A 20,003-nucleotide genomic window follows, 5' to 3' on the forward strand; every position below is an offset into this window, starting at 1 on the left:
AACTACTTTTGGGACAGCCCCTTCTTTTTTTAATTACTTATGCTTCCTCCTCGCGATCTTGAACCGGAGCCTCATATCTGCCGCTGCAGCCATTATCGTGGGATACGCCATAGACGGAAACGTCATAACGGCGAGTTTCTGGATGAGAAAGGCGTTTTTGCTTGGTAAACAAAATTTTAGGCCTTTTAGTTTCCTTTGCTAGAATGTAGCAGGGTATATCAAGTACGGAAGTCATCCCTTGCGGTTTCTTTTATAAGATTCGCTTCTGCTGCCCGAAGTAGAGTATAGTAGGAGTAGTTGAGAATATATTCCAGGAGGTGACAGCCATGTCACAGGAGATTTGGATTAACCTGCCGGTCAAAGATGTTGAGAGGTCAACTGCCTTTTTCAATGAGATTGGATTCCATGCGGTGAGCGTTGGTAACGAGAGAGCCCAGCTTGTCATAGGCCAAACAACGATTCTGCTGTTCCCGGATGCGGCGTTTGAGAAATTTACAGGTTCAAAAACCGCAGATACTTCCCATAGCGCGGAAATAATATTTTCCATTGGCGCCGAAAGCAGAGAAGAAGTAGATGCATTTATTCAAAAAGTAGAGTTTGCCGGAGGAAGCATTTTTGGCAAGCCGAGTGAAATCGACGGCTGGATGTACGGCGCAGGATTTGCCGACCTGGACGGTCACCGCTGGAACCTGCTGTATATGGATGAGAGCAAAATGCCGAAACGCTAATACGGAAATGCCGGTCTCCTGCTTAGGGTCACCGGCGTTTTTTTATACCTCTTATAAATGGAATAATGTGCGCTATCTGTTAGGACACCTTTTACCACATGATTTCTACGATGGGTACCTTCATATGTCATACCTAAGCGGCTCAATACTTTTCCCGAAGCACTATTCCTAACATCATATTCCGCAAATACTCGGTCTAAACCCAGTGTATTGAAGGCTAAATTGAGGATTAATTTCCCTGCTTCTGTCATGTAGCCTCTACCCCAAAAATGCCTACATAATGTATAGCCCAGTTCTCCACTTTTATTGTATTCATCAACTCTGAACTCGATCGTTCCAATCATTTTGTTGCTTTCTTTTAACAAGATTGCATATTTACCTATAGGCTCTTTTATGAAATAGTTAGCTATTAAGTTTCTCTCTTGTTTGTTTTACATCCGTATGCTGGTCATAAATGAAACGAGTCGTTTCCTCATCCGATGTATATTCAAACATATCCTCAGCATCAACAAGCGAGACCAGACGTAATAGGATACGCTCACTTAGATAGCTCTTATCTTAGGCTGGGTCGTGTGTTGTCTGCTATTCCTACCATGATTATACATCTGACAACGTCGACACGATGCGTGAACAAGGTGTTAGATAATGTTGCAGCCTTCACAGTTATACATACAAGCTTCTTTTCTTTAGCTCTACTATGATTAATTCCGCCAATAGTTCAGGTGAATTAATTCCATTAACGATTAAATCACAATCAGACTTCACTCTGGTATTTATCGCATGATAAAGATCCCTTACAACGATTAAATACTGAGATAAATATTCCTCCATCTGCTTTAGCGGCTCATCAGCTTTACTACCCGATCTCTGAATACCTTCTAATGTTCTTAATATTCTTCGAGCTAATGCTATTTCTAGTGGAATATCAATACACACTGCAAAATCAATAAGTTCGCCGATCCCTTCTCGACCTCTACCAAAAGGCTCTTCAACGATTATGTATTTAACGGGCTTTAGTTCTTGTTTATTATGTGGGAGTACGATTGTCCCTCCATTGGCTAAATTAGATAAGTCCTTTAAAAAATCAGGATTTAATACTTGTTTTGGGTCAGCCCCTTATGGCCCAACCTCAACTTCCACATTGGCCTCTTCACGAACTTCTCGTTTTACTGCTTCAATTATTGATTCCCCCGGCTCAGCTCCACCAGCAGGTAAATTATAATGAAGTCCACTTTCATCATCGAATTCTACTAATAAAATTGAATTATTCTCAATAATTAGAGCGCAAGCCCTTACTCTAATATGACACATAGCCCACCTCAAAATAGTTTATTACTTCGGAATTTCAGATAACGTTCTTGTATTCACGGCGTCCCACCGACTTAAGCCCCGCAGGGACGGCGATGCGCTTAGTCGGTGCGGATGTGCCCGGCTTGTATCTGCTTCCCTGCTACTGAAACTGCCTCACTGAATCACTCCTAACTTCTGCCGGACCGAGGGCGAATGCCCGATGCGTGAATATGGTGTTAGGCGATTCCAGGAGTCTGTAAAATATATTGTGTAAACTCTCAAACCCATTAAAATGGAAGTAAGAGAAAGGTTGGGGAGAACACATGGGACTTTGGTCAAAACAGCAGCTGCGGGAATTTATTAAGGAAAATAATTTGGTAAGCGCACAGGATGCACAGAATGCTCTAAAAGATCTTTTTGCAGAGACGATCCAGGAGATGTTGGAAGCTGAAATGGATACCCATTTGGGCTATGGAAAGCATGAAGTGAAGGCGAAACTCACTCCAAACAGTCGCAATGGAAAAAGCCGCAAAACGGTAGTCAGTGAGTACGGTGAACAGGAAATTGCCATCCCTCGGGATCGCTTGGGTGAGTTTGAGCCCTTGGTTGTTAAGAAGCATCAATCGAATGTAACCGGCATCGAAGAGCAAATCATCGCGCTATATGCCAAAGGAATAAGCACCAGGGAAATCCAGGATCATCTCGGGCAGATGTATGGCATTGAAGTCTCTCCTACGCTCATTTCCAATGTCACGAATAAGATTGTGCCTCTCATTAAAGAATGGCAGAACCGGCCTCTACAAGGCGTCTACGCGGTCGTCTATCTGGATGCGATCCACTTCAAGGTCAAACAGGACGGGGCCATTATCAACAAGGCTGCCTACATGGTCATTGGCATCGATTTGGACGGGAACAAAGATGTGCTGGGCATGTGGATCGGTGAGAATGAATCCTCCAAGTTCTGGCTGAGCGTGCTGAATGAACTCAAGAATCGCGGGGTTCAGGACATCCTCATCATCTGTGTGGACAACCTGTCTGGGTTCTCTCAAGCGATTGCAGCCTGCTATCCTCAAACTGAAATTCAGAAGTGTATTATTCATCAAATTCGCAGCTCTACCCGGTATGTGTCGTACAAGGACATTAAGAAAGTGACTGCCGATTTAAAGCCCATTTACAAGGCCGCTACCGAGGAAAGTGCCTTGCTTGAACTCGACCGTTTCGAGGAAGTTTGGGGAGGAAATATCCACTGATTATCCGTTCCTGGCGGACAAATTGGGACGAACTCGCTACCTTTTTCAAATATCCACCAGAGATTCGCAAACTCATTTACACTACGAATATGATCGAGAGCTACCACCGTCAGCTTCGCAAGGTAACAAAGGGTAAAAGCATCTTTCCTACAGATGAAGCTCTTCTTAAAATGCTCTATCTGGCCACCGTCGATGTCACTCGAAAATGGACAGGACGTGTCCAAAACTGGGGTCAAATGCTACTCCAGCTTTCGGTCTTTTTCCCAGATCGGGTCGGTCAGCACTTGCGTTAGATTCGCGACTTCCCCCTTGGGGGAATCTGTGCTTAAAAGAGTTTACACAAAATTATTGACAGACCCGATTCCAGTGCCACCCTGGATTATCATTCAAACTGTGTTGTAGTTCTTATGATCCCATAGTGATTCTTTAAAGTAACTGATCGGTTCCATGTAATCTATTGGTTTATGAATCGTTCTATTAAGCCACTTCAAGCGTTCAATATTATCGTTAAAATCATCTTCAATAAACCACGTAACTTCTTTCATTGTTCCTAGGACACTTCTGTTGTTTGTCTTCGAAATAACTACTTCTGCCCCATTCACTAAATACCTATTGATCAAACTTTCATCAACTCCCTCTTGGAGTAAGTAATCCCGAAAAGTTAACAAAAATTTGTCTTTCAACCGCTCTAATTGCCCTGTTCTTATTCCATCAATGATAATAGCTAATCTAGTTAAATCATTTACAAAGACAATGTGTTTTCTTTTGTTCAAGTTATAAATATTTACATGCCAACTTAAAAACGGAGCTGCATTAATATCTTCAGCTGGAGTTGTTTTCATGTCTTTCAATAAATCTTTAGTAAGTCTAAGTGTAAGCATTCTGTAGTTCCCTTCTCGTACTGGTTTCGCCTAACGTTCCCGTATTCACGACGTCCCACCGACTTAAGCCCCGCCAGGGGCGGCCGCGATGCGGTTAGTCGGTGCGGATGTGTCCGGTGAATTGCTTCCACGAAAATGCCTCTCTCGGATCAAGGGCCGTGCTCGTCACGGCCCGCAGCGTTGAATACGATGTTATATGATGCGCCACACTTCTCTGAATCTACTATCAAAATTATTTCTCCCCAATGTAACAAAAATAATCTTCATCTTCTATACAGACATTCCTAAGTTGATATTTGTTAGATAGTTCAATCAGCTTATCATCACTGGGGATTGGATCGCTTTTACCAACATAACCTATTCTTTTATGATGTTCTTTTAATTCATGTCTTGTTCGTGCATGTACAATTATAAACTTTCCGTTATTCTTCAAACTGTTAAATGCGTTCAGAAATACCATGTCAAAATTATTAAAATGAGGGATGCTATCAAAGATAATCACAAAATCGAACCAATAATTCATACTAAATTCATCTTCGAAATCAGCGCAAAATGATTCTGCATTTGGATATTTTGCCTTTAGTTCCTTAAGCATATTATTCGAGATATCTACTGCTACGTATCTTTGGAAATATATATCGAAACATTGGAGTCTAGAAAAAATTATTCCAGTCCCTGCTGCTACATCGAGTAATGAATGTTCATCTCTAATATTAAGTCTCTTTATCAATTGGTCAGCATACTTAATTGATTTTTCAGGAATCCTTTGATCCCAATCTGATGCCAACAAGTCAAAGTTCTTGATCTTCTCTTCTTCTTCTTTTCTTTTGTTTTTCATGGGTTTCCTTCTTTTAAAATTTATTGTGGCGTTTCACCTAACGTACCTGTATTCACGAACCCCGCACCGACTTAGATAGCTCTTATCTTAGTCTGTGCGGGGTTGTCTGCTGAATCCTCTCCACCGAAATTCCTCGGCAGCCGAGAGCGTCAGCTCGCAGCGTGAATATTTTGTTATATGCTGTCAGGCTCCTCTTTGAAATACTAATAAATCATTATGCCTTCAATTTCTCTGATCTTTAATATTTCCTGACGTTCTGTTGTCTTTATAAACCCTTCATTTTCATGTGCTATTGTTACTAACCATTCTTCTCCATTCTTATAAAAACACAAATCTTCTAGTAATTCAGGTTGCATCCACTCATATAATCTATCTACTTTGGTTAACAATATTTCTTCTAGTCCATCCTTACAATCAAAATAATAAACATCTGCGTAGTGCCCAAACAATCGTGTTCCCGGCCATTCTTCTTGTTTTCTAATCTCTTTTATATATGGTTTTAATACGTCAATAAATGTTTTTCCGTTTTCATTCAATATAATTTGATCTCTTTTGACTACTAGGGCGTGTCTGAAAACTAGATATTGCGTCAAAAGCAATACCATAGCATAATTTCACAAGGACGAAATCGAGAAGGGGCCTTTACAATTATGCGAAGACGACACGAAATCGAGGACCAGGACTGGGAGCGGATTCAAAATCTATTGCCACCTGAAAACACAGGAGAAGGCAGACCTTCCAAACCCAATCGAATGATGCTCAATGGGATGCTTTGGAAGGTCAAAACAGGTGCTCCTTGGCGCGATTTACCTGAACATTTTGGACCTTGGAAAACGGTGTATTCTCGATTCCGTTTGTGGAGCCAGGATGACCTTTTTCAAAACATGTTTGAGTCCTTGATCGGTGATGCGGACTTGCAGGATGTTTCTTTGGACAGCACCTCCTGTAAAGTTCATCAGCACGCTGCAGGGGCTAAAAAGGGGCTGAAAACGCCGAAACCCAGCAAGAAATTGGGCTTTCCCGCGGCGGTCGCAACACCAAAATCCACGCTTTAGTGGACGGGCTGGGTAACCCCATTCGCCTGTTTCTAACGGCTGGACATATCCATGACTCTACGGTAGCGACTGAAGTTCTTTCAGGAGTAACGTTGTCTGGGAGCACGGTGCTAGCCGACAAAGCCTATGGAACCTTAAACATTCGGACGTATATCGAATCCCAAGATGCAGCATACTGCATTCCGCCCAAGTCCAATGCGAAGAATCCTTGGGCATGTGATTTCTTACCATTATAAAGAACGTCATGTTGTGGAATGTTTTTTCAATAAACTCAAACAATTCCGTGCGATCGCAACACGCTATGACAAGCTTTCCCGAAACTTTTTGAGCTTTGCCTTACTGGCTTCTGTGATGATTTTGTTAAAATAAACTCTATTAATCCGAGTTTTCAGACACGCCCTAATATAAATTCATCACAAATGTTAAACGCCAAAGATATTAATTGTTTATATGTTACTCCTATTGGTTCTTCTAGTATTTGTATCATTCAATTCTCCTTTTATGAGATATTTCATTTTTAGCCTGATTGCATATAACGTCTTTTTCACGAACTTCTCAAAAATATTATTTCTTGAGATGTTTACGAACTTCGTGAATACTCATTCACGAAACATGTTTACGTCTCCTCCCGCTCAATCTGCTCCTTCCAACTGACCTAACGGACTTTTAATCCTTCTTATGTCCTTTACACTTACATGTGTATATCTTTCGGTGGTGCGCACGCTTTGATGACCGAGCAACTCTTGAATGAAGCGAATGTCAATCCCTCTTCCATAAGATGCGTGGCAAATGAATGGCGTAAGACGTGAATACTGACCTTTTTCTGGATTCCAGAAGCGACACGTGCTTGTTCGAATACTTTTTGAACGGTTCGTTCAGTCACATGACGATCTGGGTGTTGACCAGGGAACATCCATTTTTCAGGCTTTTCTTGTTGCAGATACGGTTGAACAATGTCCATGGCTGTATCGGATAATAGCGTAAGACGATCCTTTCGACCCTTGCCTTGATGAACTCGAAGCGTTTTTCTCTCGAAATCGATGTCTTGAGTTTTCAAGCGGACCACTTCCCCTACCCGTAATCCTGAGGAATATGTAAGGTAAAGGATAGCACGATGTTTTAGATTATGGAGCGCCTTTAAGATCAGCTTCACTTCATTCATTGATAATACGTACGGCAGCTTCTTTTCTTTCTTAGGGCGAATATGATGCCGTTCCCTCTTGCAAAAGTACTTTCTGAGCATAGAATTTAATCGCGCTGATCGCTTGATTAACATAGGAATGGGAACAATTCCGCTGAAGCAAGTGTAAAGAATAGCTCTGAATCATTTTCTCGTGATCCATCCAAGTACTTTGCTGCTGAACAAAAGTATGAAATCTATGAACTTGACTACAATAAGCTTTTATCGTTTTTGTACTATAACCTCGAAGCTGCAGTGAATGGATTAAGGACCTTTTTATTGAAGTATCCCATGGATATGTTGGAATGTGATCCTTCGTGTGAACTTCATGGTTAAACAAACTGCTTTCTTTCATCAACACAGTATCAACATGAATCTGCGTTCCTTCAAAAAGTGTTTGCAACTGTTGAATGGATTCGGGTGTAAATGGAATCATCCAGACTTTGTTATCATGAATCCATTTCCCTCCTGGAATTCCCCGAATCTTCATAACCATTTGTTCATCATATTTAAAAAGAACATACAAGGAACCTTCATCATTCCGAGACATCCATATACTCACGTTCCCACCCTCTCATTATATCATTAGCCTAATTATTGGAAAACAAAAAGAGCTCACAATCGTCGCCATCGACATTGTAAGCTCCCGATACTTTCGGTGCCATCTATCCGCATACTGCAAAACCATATTTAGGTAAATCAGTAGTAATTTTTCATTTTAACTCCTCCTAGACTAAATCTCAACTATTATACACCCACATTTTGACCAACCACACTCTATGAAGTCGTTCGATTGCCTTCAGTCATTTTTCACCGTGCTCAAGCACGAAGATACAGCGTAAGTGGAATCTTCGTGCTGCTCTTCGCGAAAACATGATGACGAGTTACATCGAATCGGTCTTGATGCTTTACGCCAGCTTCGAATAACTCACACGGCCTTATGACGAACGATTAGATCCTTAGCTACTTACTCCTCTTCGTCCTTGTTATTCGCATTATTATCCTTTGCTTCACCACTCATCGTCCGAGAAGAAACCAACATTCTCCTGCCTTTCTCTAATTCCTGCCCCCTGCCCAAAAAGAAAAGCCGAGCAAATGACAGGAAATAATCCTGAATCTGCCCGACTCTGATACGACTTTTAATTGCTCGCTACGAGTTTCATTTGCTCGGAACGACTTTATTCACCTTGCACAAAGTGTTTTCAAGGATACTTATCCCAATTACTCCACCGTCACGCTCTTCGCCAAATTCCGCGGCTTATCCACGTCGTTTCCTCTCGCGAGGGAAGCGTAGTAGGACAGCAGCTGCAGCGGAACAACAGACAACGCTGGTGTTAGCAGCGGCAGCGTCTTCGGAATGGCAAAGGCCTGGTTTACGGATTTGAGCAGGCTGACAACATGCTCTTCATGCGTAATCGCCATGATGTCGGCACCGCGGGCACTGACCTCTTTGATGTTACTCACGGTTTTCTCAAGAACATCCTCCTGGGTTGCCAGGGCAATAACAGGAATACCGTCTTCGATCAGCGCGAGCGTACCATGCTTCAGCTCACCGGCTGCATATGCCTCGGAATGGATATAGGAAATCTCTTTCAGCTTGAGTGAGCCTTCCTGTGCCACTGCAAAATCGATTCCCCGTCCAATAAAGAATAAGTGCTCATGCTTGGAGATCTGTTCTGCATAGGCTTTGATCGCTTCCGGTTTGGCCAGCATGCTATCGAGCTGCTCAGGCAGGGCCTGCATGGCTGCAATAATCTGTGTAATCTGTTCTGGCGTTTGCGTACCACGTACCTCAGCAAGGTACAGGGACAGCAGATAGAACGCGATTAGTTGGGATGTGTATGCCTTGGTCGAAGCAACCGCAATTTCAGGTCCAGCCAACGTTGCGATCACATCATCCGCATCCCGGGCAATAGAGCTTCCCACCACATTGGTGATGGCCAGCACATGTGCACCATGGGACTGAGCTTCGCGAAGCGCTGCCAGGGTATCTGCCGTTTCACCCGATTGGCTGACTACGATTACCAGCGTATCTGGTGTAACGATTGGTGAACGGTAACGGTATTCGGAAGCCACATCTGTCTCCACCGGAATCCGTACCAGGGACTCAATCGCATTACGGCCAACGAGGCCTGCATGATAGGCTGTGCCACAAGCTACGATTTGCACTTTGTTGATGCTTTTAATTTTTTCCGGAGTCAGCTTCAGCTCAGGCAGTACAACCTTTTTACCGGATTCGTCAATCCGACCGCGCATCGTGTCACGATATGCTTTAGGTTGTTCATGAATCTCTTTAAGCATGAAATGCTCAAAGCCGCCTTTTTCCGCAGTGACGGCATCCCAGTCGACATGAATCATTTCCCGAGAAATAAAATTCCCTTCAATGGTCATCAATTCGACAGAGTCCTTCGTCAATACAGCCATCTCACCGTCGTTCAGGATATACACGTTACGCGTATATTGCAGAATCGCCGGAATATCCGAACCGATAAAGTTCTCGCCTTCCCCAATCCCGATAATCAGTGGGCTTGCCTGACGAACTGCAACCAATCTATCCGGTTCGTATTCAGTCAGCACGCCAAGTGCGAATGCACCGCGCATATGCGTGATGGCTTTCTGCACCGCTTTGACGATATCCCCATCGTATTCACGAGCAATCAGATGCGAAATCACTTCAGTATCCGTTTCCGACACAAAATGATGTCCCTGTTCGATCAGCTCATCCTTCAACTCCAAATAATTTTCGACAATGCCGTTATGCACAACCGAAAACTTATGGCTGTTGTCCGTATGAGGATGAGAGTTCACATCTGACGGTTTGCCATGGGTTGCCCAGCGTGTATGTCCGATACCCGCATTTCCCACGAGTGGAGCTTCCTCCAGCTTCGATTCCAGATTCGCAATCCGGCCCTTCGCCTTGGCAATTTGCAATCCCTGATTGGTGAATACCGCAATCCCTGCAGAATCATATCCACGGTACTCCAATTTCTTCAATCCCTCGATCAATACTTCCTGCGTATCTTTCTGACCAATATATCCGACAATACCACACATAATTAAAATTCCTCCGTTCACTTCTCCAAAGTGGGTTTAGTGAGCATACGGGAACAATCCATGCGGCAACTGCCAGAATGTACGGAAAACAAACTTGTATGAAGTTTACAAGGTACGTTCACGAATGTACATCTGGCTGCTGCACGCACTTACTGCTATCATGCCCGCACACTCATGAAATATGATTTTCTTATCACCCACCGGAAGCGTTGTGTGAACAGTCGCCCATCCATTTTCCGTTTTCGGTTTACGGCTGTGGTGAATCACCGGAAGGTCCCCGCCGAATGTTTCGAACACCTTCACCTCGTCAACTTGGTGCTGCCGTGAATCCATTGCTTAAAGCCGGATCCTTTCCCCGCGCAAGCCCAAGTTCTGGCGCTTTTAATAATGAACCTCACAATCCCCACTTTCTATTTTCGAATAACATTTACTCATTATATTCAAGTCAGGCCACTTTGGCAATCCTGCATACAACCCATGCCAGGCCATCCTGCCCCATATTCACCTTAAAGGAAAGCCGATGAAACCTGAACATTAGTTTCACCGGCCTATGATAAAAGTTCCTTCATTTACGACAAAAATAAACCTCAGGTCTTACACAAGTTCCCGCTTCACGACTTCTACGATCTGGTTCACGTATTGATCCAGCTGGTCCTTATCCGGACCTTCTGCCATTACGCGTATAAGCGATTCCGTACCGGACGGACGTACCAGCACACGGCCATTATCGCCTAGAATGCCTTCCACTTCCGCAACGGCACCTTCAATCGCCGTGTTGCCTTCATATTTGCTCTTATCCTCTACACGCACGTTTACGAGCACCTGAGGATACTGGCGCATCATGGTTCTGAGCTCGCTCAGCTTTTTACCGGAACCCGAAATGGTGTCCACCAGCTGAATTGCCGTTAGTATGCCATCGCCAGTCGTGTTGTAATCGAGGAAAATAACATGGCCGGACTGTTCGCCGCCCAGGTTATAGCCACCCTTGCGCATCTCTTCCATCACATAACGGTCACCGACGGCTGTCTTGGCTGTTTGCAGCCCCAGCTTCTCAGTGGCTTTGTAAAACCCAATGTTGCTCATGACTGTCGATACGATGGTGCCGTTATTCAATTTGCCCTGCTTGTTCATGGAATCTCCGCAGATGCAGAGGATAAAGTCACCATCAACCTCTTCACCATTGTTATCGATAGCGATCAAACGGTCCGCATCCCCATCAAAAGCCAGCCCCAGGTCTGCTTTCGCATTCAGAACCTCTTCCTTCAGCTTCTCAGGATGTGTAGAACCACAATGATCGTTAATGTTCAATCCGTTCGGCTCAGCGCCGATCTTCACCACTTCGGCTCCCAGCTCTTCAAAAAGCTTTGGTGCCAGCTCATAGGCCGCCCCGTTTGCGCAGTCCAATACGATTTTCAAACCGTCAAAGCTGTGGCTGATTGTTGATTTTAAATACTCCAGATATTTATATTTGGATTCATTGTCCACAATCACGTTACCCAGGTCTTTACCTACAGGACGTGGCAGATTGTCGGTCTCTGCATCCATCAATGCTTCAATCTTCAGCTCAGTTTCATCGGAGAGTTTGAATCCATCTCCGCCAAAGAATTTAATGCCGTTATCCTCTACCGGATTATGAGAAGCAGAGATCATTACACCTGCATCTGCTTTCAGCAATCTGGTAATGTATGCTACGGCCGGTGTAGATACAACGCCCAGACGCACCACATGGGCACCAATAGACAGCAGACCTGCTGTCAGCGCAGATTCCAGCATAACACCGGACACACGAGTATCCATACCAATCACTACGGTTGGCTTCTCTACATCACCTGTGAGTACATAACCACCGCAGCGACCGATACTGTATGCCATCTCCGCCGTTAATTCCTTATTTGCGACACCGCGTACACCGTCAGTTCCAAAATATTTCCCCATGATTGTTCTCCTTTTTTATATACTTCCGTTTGAAAATCCCAAATTTAGATTTGTTTATCCATCATTTAGTTTGTTCCTGTGTCTCCCGAATCATTGGAAGGATCCTGAGTGCTCCCGGGTTCATCGGGAGTGGCCTCTCCGTTCTCTTCGGTTCCTGTTCCAGGGTGACTCCCCTGGTTTTGATTTTTATCCTTGCCTTTTCCGTCTGTTCCGGTCTCCGGAGTGGTTGTCGTAGGTGCGGTAGGATTCTCCTTCACCTCAACCGTAGCGGTAAGCGGGCTTCCCTGGTCCACGCGGGAAATATAACGCGGTAGAACAACCTGAAGTGTAACTTCATGCATTCCCGGCTTCAAGTTCCCCACGCTTGCGATCAACTGGATATCGTCTTTGGTCAGACTGTTCAGCAGTCCGGGGGCCCCGTTGAGTGTTAGGGACATCACACGGCTCGCCGGAGTAATAATATCAGCCAGAAGATCGCTGCTGTCATCGTTTTTGATCGTGATCGGGATGTCATTGATGACCCGCTGTGAATTGGAAACCGTGGTGATTTCCACCTGCAAGGAGCTAGGCTCGATTTTCTCAAAACCAGAAGGTGCCGTCAAGTCCACAGGAAGAACTATAGTTCCGGCCTGCGTGATCTGGCTTAAATCCACACTAATATCCGTATAGGACTTTACTCCCGCCAGCGCTTCTTGCGAACCGTACAATTTAATCCTGCTCACATTGGACTGGGCTTTGGAGATCACTAATCCTTCAGGCAGCTTTCCCGTATACTGCAGCTCAATCGGTACCTCCTTATAGGGAGGTGAGATAATGACTTCGGCTGTAACCGAAGACGGCTCGAGCACAGCTCCTTCGATCTCCTGCCCCTTCTTGTCATAAGCAATCAGCTTGATCCGCTTCTCCTTGACCGAGCTGTCCTCACCATCAATCGTTACCGTCCCCTGGACCTTGGCTACTTCACGGAGTTCACTCTCTGGAAGTGTCACTTTCACGGTTGCCGGCTGCGGCGTAACCTTTCCAAGCTGGTAACCTTCTGCAGGCGTACCTTTGGTCATGATCGTTACCGGGAAAGTCGCTGTATTTCTCTCTTCAATATTTACCGTCACCGCCGACGGCTGAATGTTTACGATCTCCAGCCCTTTAGGAATATCTACACTTAAAGGCAGCGTACTGGTTCCCACCTTCGCATTGCTGAGATCAAGTTTGATCTTATACTCACCTGAAAATGCAGTGAGCAGATCGGTCTTTTTGCCCTTAATCTCAATGCGGACCCGATCTGTATCCATCGCACTCAAAATGTATTTTTTCTCATCCAGCCCGTACGGCTGCACTTTTACATTTTCAATAATCCTTGTATCGATTTTCCCGGTAGGCGTTGGCGTATCATTATTCCAATGGACCATGCTCCACAATAAAAAACTGACCGCAAGCGCCAATATCTTCGCAAAATTATTGTTATTAATCCATTTATTCATCTTTATCAGTCCCCTTCCGGCGCCAGAACATCGAGCGCTTTTCTTTAGGGGTAGAATTAGGACGAAGTTCTTCGTACAGCTTCGAAATCAGGGATTCTTCCTTGATATCACGTACAACCTGTCCATTGATAGCAAGTGAAATTTGACCTGTTTCTTCAGAGACAACTACCGAAATAGCATCTCCTACCTCACTGATTCCAATGGCCGCACGGTGCCGCGTACCCAGTTCCTTACTAATAAAAGGGTTCTCTGACAGTGGCAAATAACATGCCGCTGCCGCAATCTGGTTATTCTGTACGATGACGGCACCATCATGAAGCGGTGTATTTGGGATAAAAATGTTAATGAGCAGCTGTGAGCTGATCATGGACTGCATCGGAATACCCGACTCTGTGTATTCATTAAGTCCTGTTTGCCGCTCAAAAACAATTAATGCCCCTATCTTTCTGCGTGCTAAATAATTTACGGCTTTAATGACTTCTCCAATCAGCTTGTTGAATTCCTCATCTTCCGCTGACGATCTCCCAAAGATCTTGCCCCGTCCCAGCTGTTCCAGTGCTCTTCGGAGCTCCGGCTGGAAAATGATAAAGATGGCAAAGATGCCAAAGTTAAATATTTGATTCATCAGCCATTTGAGTGTGTACAAGTCAAACCAGGTGCTTAACGCCCAAATAATCACGAGCACCAGAATCCCTTTCAGCAGCTGAATGGCTCTGGTTCCTCTGACGAGCAAAATGACATGATAAATAATATATGTAACAATCGCAATATCAATAATATCTTTTATGGACTCTTTCCATGTCAAATCAGCAAAATAACTCATACTTAGGCCCCCGCACTTCCCCTTGAATGTTAAATGGGTCTCTATGTAATATAATTTCCCCTATATCTTCTAGGTTATAACGATCAACTTCAGGTTGCAAGCGGCCGAAGCTCTAAAATGGATTAATTTATGCATTCTTCCAACAAAAAGGCGCCTTCTTTCTGGAAAGAGGCGCCGAAAAATTCAGTTGCAGCAAAGGTTTATTAACGATAGGCGACATCCGAGAACGCATTTGTTATTTTATACCAAATCCAATCCAGAGCCTGATCAATGTTTTTGACCCTTCCCGAGATATGGGCCGTAGAAGCCTGGTACAAAGATCCGTCTATGACAGTCAGGTTCCCGTTCACATCACCGTAGATCTTGGTTTTACCATTCTCTACCGTTAAATTGCCTGCTATGCTTTTTCCTTCAGGGACAATCACTGTGTCTCCTTCAATGATAACCTGATCCAGATCGCTCCCTTTGACCACGAGCTGTGTGTCCTGATCCCAGAAGCTGACAGAACTAATCAGCATCACAATCAGAAAAACAGCCGCCGCTGTAACTGCAGGATGTCTTTTAATCCATCCAAGCCAAGGCTGCTGCCGTTTCTCCTGTGGCAGGGCACTCATGATCCGCTGGGTCAGCTCAAGAGGTGCAGACGGCGCGTGATGGTTCAAGGAGAACATCAGCATATCCGTCTGTTCCAGCTCTTTAAACTGCATCCGACAGTCGGGGCAGGACAGCAAATGGGTCTTAAGCTCCATCTGCTGGTCCTTGGACAAGTCGTCGTCTAAATAGTCATGCATTAAAGAGACGGCCAAGTTGCATTCCATATGAGCCAATCCTTTCATTCATATAAATGTATTCGAACCCTCTTCCTCTCCAAGGGCATAAGACTTGTTTAACTTGTAATACGCAATGGTTTTTAGAATGTTTCAACAAAATAAATGGAATTTATAATTTGGGCTCCAGTTTTTTGCGTAAAAACTCCCGTCCCCGGTGTACCCGCGTCTTGATTGTTGTGACGGGCATTCCCAAAACATCACTGATCTCCTGCAACGACAAGTCCTGTAAATATCTCAGAATCATAACCGACTTGTACTTGGCCGGCAGGCTGTCAATCGCCTGATAAATGATCTCCTGCGTTTCGGATAAAAGCGTCTCGCTTTCCGGTGTCCGGTTATCGCTTGGAATCATCGAATAACCATCCATGCCTTCCTGATCATTCATCTCTGCATCGAGCGAATATGTAGGCTTTTTCTTCCTCAGCCGGTCGATGCATAAATTGGTAGCGATTCTGTAGATCCAGGTTGAAAATTTTTGATTCGGGTCATACCTGTCCAAATTTTTATATACACGTAAAAAAGTCTCCTGAACAATATCCTCCGCCTCATGGCGGTTCCCCAGCATCCTGTAGGCCAAATGGTATATTTTATCCTTATACAGCTCTACAATCTCTGCAAAGGCACGCTGGTCCCCTTTGAGAGCAAGCTTCGTTAACCTGTTTTCTATATTATCCACCAATATATTCCCCCAGACTTGCTGATGGGTAACGATCATTTTTCACATCATTCAAATCGTAATTCAACTTCCGCAAAAATGCAAGACAACCACCCATAAAGACAACAAAAAAAGGAAAGCCATGGCTTCAACAAATTGAATCCCGGCTTTCCCCTATTTGGCGTTCCTATGGTGTCAGTATAGCAAATGTATCAGCCTGTATTCCGGAGACCTGCAGCAATTCCGTTGATGGTGAGGAGTACCTCACGCAGCAATTCAGCGTCGTCTTCATCCTTTTCACGCAGTCCGCGAAGCTCGCTCAAGAGCTGAACCTGCAGATAGCTGAGTGGATCGACATAGGGATTGCGCAAACGGATGGATTCCTGAATGACAGGAACATTATCCAGAATTTCCTTTTGTCCGGAGATCTGGAGAATCAGCTCTGAGGTAAGCTTGAACTCTTGTTCGATCAGATTAAAAATACGCTGGCGCGCTTCATCATTTTTGGACATATTCGCATATTCTTGGGCAATAACCATATCTGCTTTTGCAATCGCCATTTGAAGAGAATCAATTAATGAAGTAAAGAATGAGAATTTCTCATACATTTCCTGCATGATCTTGAGGTTCTCTTCCTTGTTCTGATAAAAGTTCTGAAGGCCCGTTCCCGCAGCATACCAAGCTGGCAGCAGGAAGCGGCTTTGTGTCCAAGAGAACACCCACGGAATCGCACGGAGATCCTCGAAACGGTCACTATTCTTCCGCTTGGAAGGACGTGAGCCAATGTTCAGCTCTCCCACTTCAGGAAGCGGTGTAGACTCTTTGAAGAAGGACAAGAAGTCCGGATCTCTGAAAATCAAATCCTGGTATTTATTGCGGGAGACTTCCGACATCTCTCTAACAATGTCATCCCAATATGCTTCACTTGAATCGTCCGCCTGTGGAGTCTGATTATTGATAGCAGCTGTAATCAGCGCTGATGTGGCTTGGTCCAGACTGCGGTAAGCAATCCCTTTAAGGGAATAACGGGATGAGATAACCTCTCCCTGCTCCGTAATCTTGATACCTCCACCGATCGTTGATGCCGGTTGAGCCAGAATCGAGCGGTTCAGCGGCATGCCGCCGCGTCCTAGGGCACCACCCCGTCCATGGAAGAACTTCAGCTTGATATCAAACTCGTCAGCCACAGCCGTCAGTTCCTTCAAGGCTACGCGCAGCTCCCAGTTCGCTGTTACTGCACCGCCATCTTTGTTACTGTCCGAATAGCCAAGCATAATTTCCTGCAGATCATTTCTAGCAGCAATGCTTTGACGGTAAATCGGCAATTGAAACAGTCTCTTCATGATTTCCGGTGCGGCATGAAGATCCTCAATAGTCTCAAAGAGAGGCACGGATTGCAATGTGCAGTCAACTGTACCGTCACTGTTTTGGCGGAACAAGCCAACCTCTTTTGCAAATACCATGACTTCCATGATATCACTTGCACCCTCAGCCATACTGATCAGGTAGCTCGTAATACATTCTGGACCATACTCCTGCTGGGCTCTATACACCGTACGGAATACGTCTAGGCACTCTTTAGTGCTCGCGCTGTATTGATGATAATTCGATGTAATTGGTCTTGGTTCATTGAGGAGTTTGGACAAAAGCTCAATCTTCTCCTCTTCAGACAGCTTCGAATAGTCAGGCGTGATATCAACCTGCGCCAAAACCTCTTTCATCGCATTTTCATGCTCTTGACTGTGTTGGCGGATATCCAGTGCGGCTGTATGGAAACCAAACAGCTCGACCTGACGGATTAATTTCTGTATATACGTGTCAGCGACATAGTCAGCGTAATGAAAACGCAAGCTGCGGTCGATCACTTTTAAATCTTCGATAAAGTCTGAAGGTGAATTATAGGCCTCAGGAGTACCCTTTTTGCCTTCATCAGCCACATTGCTCATTTTCTCCATCATGTAGACAAGCTTGATCCGGTAAGGTTCCTTCTCGTTATGCCACACTCTGCGTTTCGTGACCTCAACGTTGGCATGGTCATTGGCGATTGACTGAACAAGCTCGTCGGATACTTCTACAATGGAGGTACTAAAGCTCAAATATTGCATATACTCGGATAAAATCCGCTGGTATTCACGAATCGCCAGCTTACGCTGCAATCGAAGCGTCTCCCAGGTAATCTCTGCAGTTACGGACGGATTGCCGTCACGGTCCCCACCAATCCATGAGCCAAAGCGCAAGTATGTAGGTACATGCCAATTATGGCCTGGATAATATTTATTCAAGCACCGCTCCAGTTCCTGGTATACTTCAGGCAGTACATGGAACAGCGTTTCATGGAAATAGTACATTCCGTTTCTGACTTCGTCGAGTACCGTTGGTTTACCGTCTCTAAGTTCATCCGTTTGCCATAGGGTAATGACCTCGTTCAGCAGCTTCTCGCGAAGCTGTTCGCGTTCACGGAAGGTCAGGGTCGGGTTATCCAGCAGCATAACATCCTCAGAGATCCGTTTATGAATGTCGAGAATGGCTCTGCGCATAGCTTCCGTCGGATGGGCTGTCATTACCAGTTCAAGGGAAAGACTCTCAATAATCCCCTGCACTTCATCATACGTGAAATTGCGATCCTTCAAATCCTGAACCGCACTTTCAATGGAACCCGGCTGTACCGTTTCACCGGCCGACCGTTCATAATCGCGTTTACGACGAATCCGGTGGTTTTGCTCTGCAATATTCACCAATTGGAAATAGATCGCAAAAGCTCTAATCACCTGATGACGAATATCCGGCTCGAGTGTTTTAATAATTTCCTTGAAATCTTCATACAATTCAGGTAAAAAAACAGAGCGTAATGACTTGCTGGTCTCGCGAATCTTTTCAACAATATCCAGAAGCTCATTGCCGCCCTGATGGACAAGCACTTCACCGAGTATATTTCCCAAGAATCGCACATCACGCCGCAGAAGGTTGTTTGAATTGCTCTTATTTGCGGTAACCGTAAGTTCAGTCATGCTACTCCTCTCATCTCCATCCCGTTTGTATTGCTGTCTCTTTTGTAACGCTTTCTAAACATCATACAACAAAATCAATCGAAAATCTGCACTTTTCTGCGATAAAGCGAAAAAATCTTATATGAAATAAATACATACCTACTGTATTTATATGCATCCAACATCTACAAGGTATTATACTTAAGCTTGCCAATGCTGAACAATTCCGACATCCATTCTACATAATAAATCCAGATTGCAACTAATTATTCAGTTAGCTTTCCTAACATCCAAAATATACCTTGGGGATAGCAGCCAGGGATACGTTAACTTTGCTTCGTTCCGTGTTATCTATTTACCCAATGTAGCTTGCTTCTGATTCACAGAAGTTAATCATATACTGAAGAAATTTATTACCAGATAGAGAAAATAAAAAAAGGTCGGCCTATATAATCTCAGAGCAGCAGGCATCGTTTAGCTGAAGTTTATCTAACAAGATCTGAGCAGGCTATCTTGGATTTCCTTGCTTCATACGACTATACATCTGACTATACAAAAAAAAGCCTTTCGGCTTTTGTATGTAATCATATGGAGCGGGTGATGGGAATCGAACCCACGCTATCAGCTTGGAAGGCTGAAGTTCTACCATTGAACTACACCCGCATTAAATAAAGAATCGGGATGACACGATTTGAACATGCGACCCCCTGGTCCCAAACCAGGTGCTCTACCAAGCTGAGCTACATCCCGATAATTAAAATATAAATGGCGCGCCCTAAGAGATTCGAACTCCTGGCCTTTTGATTCGTAGTCAAACGCTCTATCCAGCTGAGCTAAGGGCGCAAATATATGGAGCGGACGACGGGAATCGAACCCGCGACCCTCGCCTTGGCAAGGCGATGCTCTACCGCTGAGCCACGTCCGCAAAACATGGTGCGCGTGGAGGGACTTGAACCCCCACGTCAAAGACGCTAGATCCTAAGTCTAGTGCGTCTGCCAATTCCGCCACACGCGCACAC

Annotated in this window: 14 protein-coding genes, 5 tRNA genes and 4 pseudogenes; 3 read left to right on the forward strand and 20 right to left on the reverse strand. The window is 44.6% G+C overall.

The window, feature by feature from the left end:
* Nucleotides 1-326: 326 nt before the first annotated feature.
* The gene (locus tag E6W40_RS28810; RefSeq protein WP_136609054.1) at nt 327-728 is read left to right on the forward strand and encodes a VOC family protein; all 402 of its coding nucleotides are present in this window, start codon (nt 327-329) and stop codon (nt 726-728) included.
* Here E6W40_RS28810 and E6W40_RS28815 read toward each other — a convergent pair.
* Complete coding sequence (locus E6W40_RS28815) at nt 725-1,093, reverse strand: GNAT family N-acetyltransferase (protein WP_246073245.1); 369 nt, start codon at nt 1,091-1,093, stop codon at nt 725-727. The two genes, E6W40_RS28810 and E6W40_RS28815, sit on opposite strands and share 4 nt — an antisense overlap.
* Nucleotides 1,094-1,847: 754 nt before the next feature.
* Nucleotides 1,848-2,039 (reverse strand): annotated as a pseudogene (locus tag E6W40_RS28820) (NUDIX domain-containing protein); the annotation flags it as partial.
* A 302-nt stretch (nt 2,040-2,341) separates the two neighbouring features.
* Here E6W40_RS28820 and E6W40_RS28825 point away from each other — a divergent pair.
* Nucleotides 2,342-3,561: pseudogene (locus E6W40_RS28825) on the forward strand (IS256 family transposase).
* Between the two features lie 93 nt (nt 3,562-3,654).
* On the opposite strand, the gene E6W40_RS28830 reads toward E6W40_RS28825, so the two are convergent.
* The 3 genes from E6W40_RS28830 to E6W40_RS28840 form a co-directional block, all read right to left on the reverse strand.
* Nucleotides 3,655-4,149 carry a DUF6933 domain-containing protein gene (locus E6W40_RS28830; protein WP_136609055.1) on the reverse strand — a complete coding sequence of 165 codons (495 nt, stop codon included), beginning with the start codon at nt 4,147-4,149 and terminating at the stop codon, nt 3,655-3,657.
* A gap of 232 nt (nt 4,150-4,381) precedes the next feature.
* Complete coding sequence (locus E6W40_RS28835) at nt 4,382-4,987, reverse strand: class I SAM-dependent methyltransferase (RefSeq protein ID WP_136609056.1); 606 nt, start codon at nt 4,985-4,987, stop codon at nt 4,382-4,384.
* Nucleotides 4,988-5,190: 203 nt separating this feature from the next.
* On the reverse strand, nt 5,191-5,523 hold the full coding sequence (locus tag E6W40_RS28840; RefSeq protein WP_136609057.1) for a hypothetical protein: 333 nt from the start codon (nt 5,521-5,523) through the stop codon (nt 5,191-5,193).
* 114 nt (nt 5,524-5,637) lie between these two features.
* Here E6W40_RS28840 and E6W40_RS28845 point away from each other — a divergent pair.
* Nucleotides 5,638-6,411 (forward strand): annotated as a pseudogene (locus E6W40_RS28845) (IS5 family transposase).
* A gap of 263 nt (nt 6,412-6,674) precedes the next feature.
* On the opposite strand, the pseudogene E6W40_RS28850 reads toward E6W40_RS28845, so the two are convergent.
* The 15 genes and pseudogenes from E6W40_RS28850 to E6W40_RS28920 all read right to left on the reverse strand — a co-directional run bounded on the left by E6W40_RS28850 (nt 6,675) and on the right by E6W40_RS28920 (nt 19,999).
* Nucleotides 6,675-7,318: pseudogene (locus E6W40_RS28850) on the reverse strand (tyrosine-type recombinase/integrase).
* Entirely contained in the window at nt 7,236-7,784 is a 549-nt protein-coding gene (locus E6W40_RS28855; protein ID WP_136609058.1) for a phage integrase N-terminal SAM-like domain-containing protein, read from the reverse strand. Before E6W40_RS28855 ends, E6W40_RS28850 begins: the two are co-directional and overlap by 83 nt.
* A gap of 659 nt (nt 7,785-8,443) precedes the next feature.
* Nucleotides 8,444-10,276, reverse strand: a complete 1,833-nt coding sequence (glmS, locus tag E6W40_RS28860) for a glutamine--fructose-6-phosphate transaminase (isomerizing) (protein WP_136609076.1) — start codon at nt 10,274-10,276, stop codon at nt 8,444-8,446.
* 105 nt (nt 10,277-10,381) lie between these two features.
* Nucleotides 10,382-10,609 carry a hypothetical protein gene (locus E6W40_RS28865; RefSeq protein ID WP_136609059.1) on the reverse strand — a complete coding sequence of 76 codons (228 nt, stop codon included), beginning with the start codon at nt 10,607-10,609 and terminating at the stop codon, nt 10,382-10,384.
* A gap of 261 nt (nt 10,610-10,870) precedes the next feature.
* Nucleotides 10,871-12,211, reverse strand: a complete 1,341-nt coding sequence (gene glmM / locus E6W40_RS28870; protein ID WP_136609060.1) for a phosphoglucosamine mutase — start codon at nt 12,209-12,211, stop codon at nt 10,871-10,873.
* Between the two features lie 65 nt (nt 12,212-12,276).
* A complete protein-coding gene (locus E6W40_RS28875) occupies nt 12,277-13,689 on the reverse strand; it encodes a CdaR family protein (protein ID WP_136609061.1) in 1,413 nt (470 codons plus the stop codon).
* Nucleotides 13,682-14,512, reverse strand: coding sequence for a diadenylate cyclase CdaA (gene cdaA / locus E6W40_RS28880; protein ID WP_136609062.1), 831 nt, complete (start codon nt 14,510-14,512; stop codon nt 13,682-13,684). The genes E6W40_RS28875 and cdaA overlap by 8 nt, the downstream gene beginning before the upstream one ends.
* A gap of 203 nt (nt 14,513-14,715) precedes the next feature.
* Nucleotides 14,716-15,330, reverse strand: a complete 615-nt coding sequence (locus tag E6W40_RS28885) for an anti-sigma factor family protein (RefSeq protein ID WP_136609077.1) — start codon at nt 15,328-15,330, stop codon at nt 14,716-14,718.
* Nucleotides 15,331-15,451: 121 nt separating this feature from the next.
* Nucleotides 15,452-16,018, reverse strand: coding sequence for an RNA polymerase sigma factor SigW (sigW, locus tag E6W40_RS28890; protein ID WP_136609063.1), 567 nt, complete (start codon nt 16,016-16,018; stop codon nt 15,452-15,454).
* Between the two features lie 191 nt (nt 16,019-16,209).
* Nucleotides 16,210-19,005, reverse strand: coding sequence for a phosphoenolpyruvate carboxylase (gene ppc, locus E6W40_RS28895; RefSeq protein WP_136609064.1), 2,796 nt, complete (start codon nt 19,003-19,005; stop codon nt 16,210-16,212).
* Between the two features lie 568 nt (nt 19,006-19,573).
* Nucleotides 19,574-19,647: transfer RNA gene (locus E6W40_RS28900), tRNA-Gly, on the reverse strand.
* A 13-nt stretch (nt 19,648-19,660) separates the two neighbouring features.
* A tRNA-Pro gene (locus tag E6W40_RS28905) sits at nt 19,661-19,734 on the reverse strand.
* 16 nt (nt 19,735-19,750) lie between these two features.
* A tRNA-Arg gene (locus E6W40_RS28910) sits at nt 19,751-19,827 on the reverse strand.
* A gap of 7 nt (nt 19,828-19,834) precedes the next feature.
* A tRNA-Gly gene (locus tag E6W40_RS28915) sits at nt 19,835-19,909 on the reverse strand.
* A gap of 6 nt (nt 19,910-19,915) precedes the next feature.
* A tRNA-Leu gene (locus E6W40_RS28920) sits at nt 19,916-19,999 on the reverse strand.
* Between the last annotated feature and the right edge of the window lie 4 nt (nt 20,000-20,003).

The organism is Paenibacillus dokdonensis (assembly GCF_004916975.1).
Lineage (GTDB): Bacteria > Bacillota > Bacilli > Paenibacillales > Paenibacillaceae > Paenibacillus_AQ > Paenibacillus_AQ dokdonensis.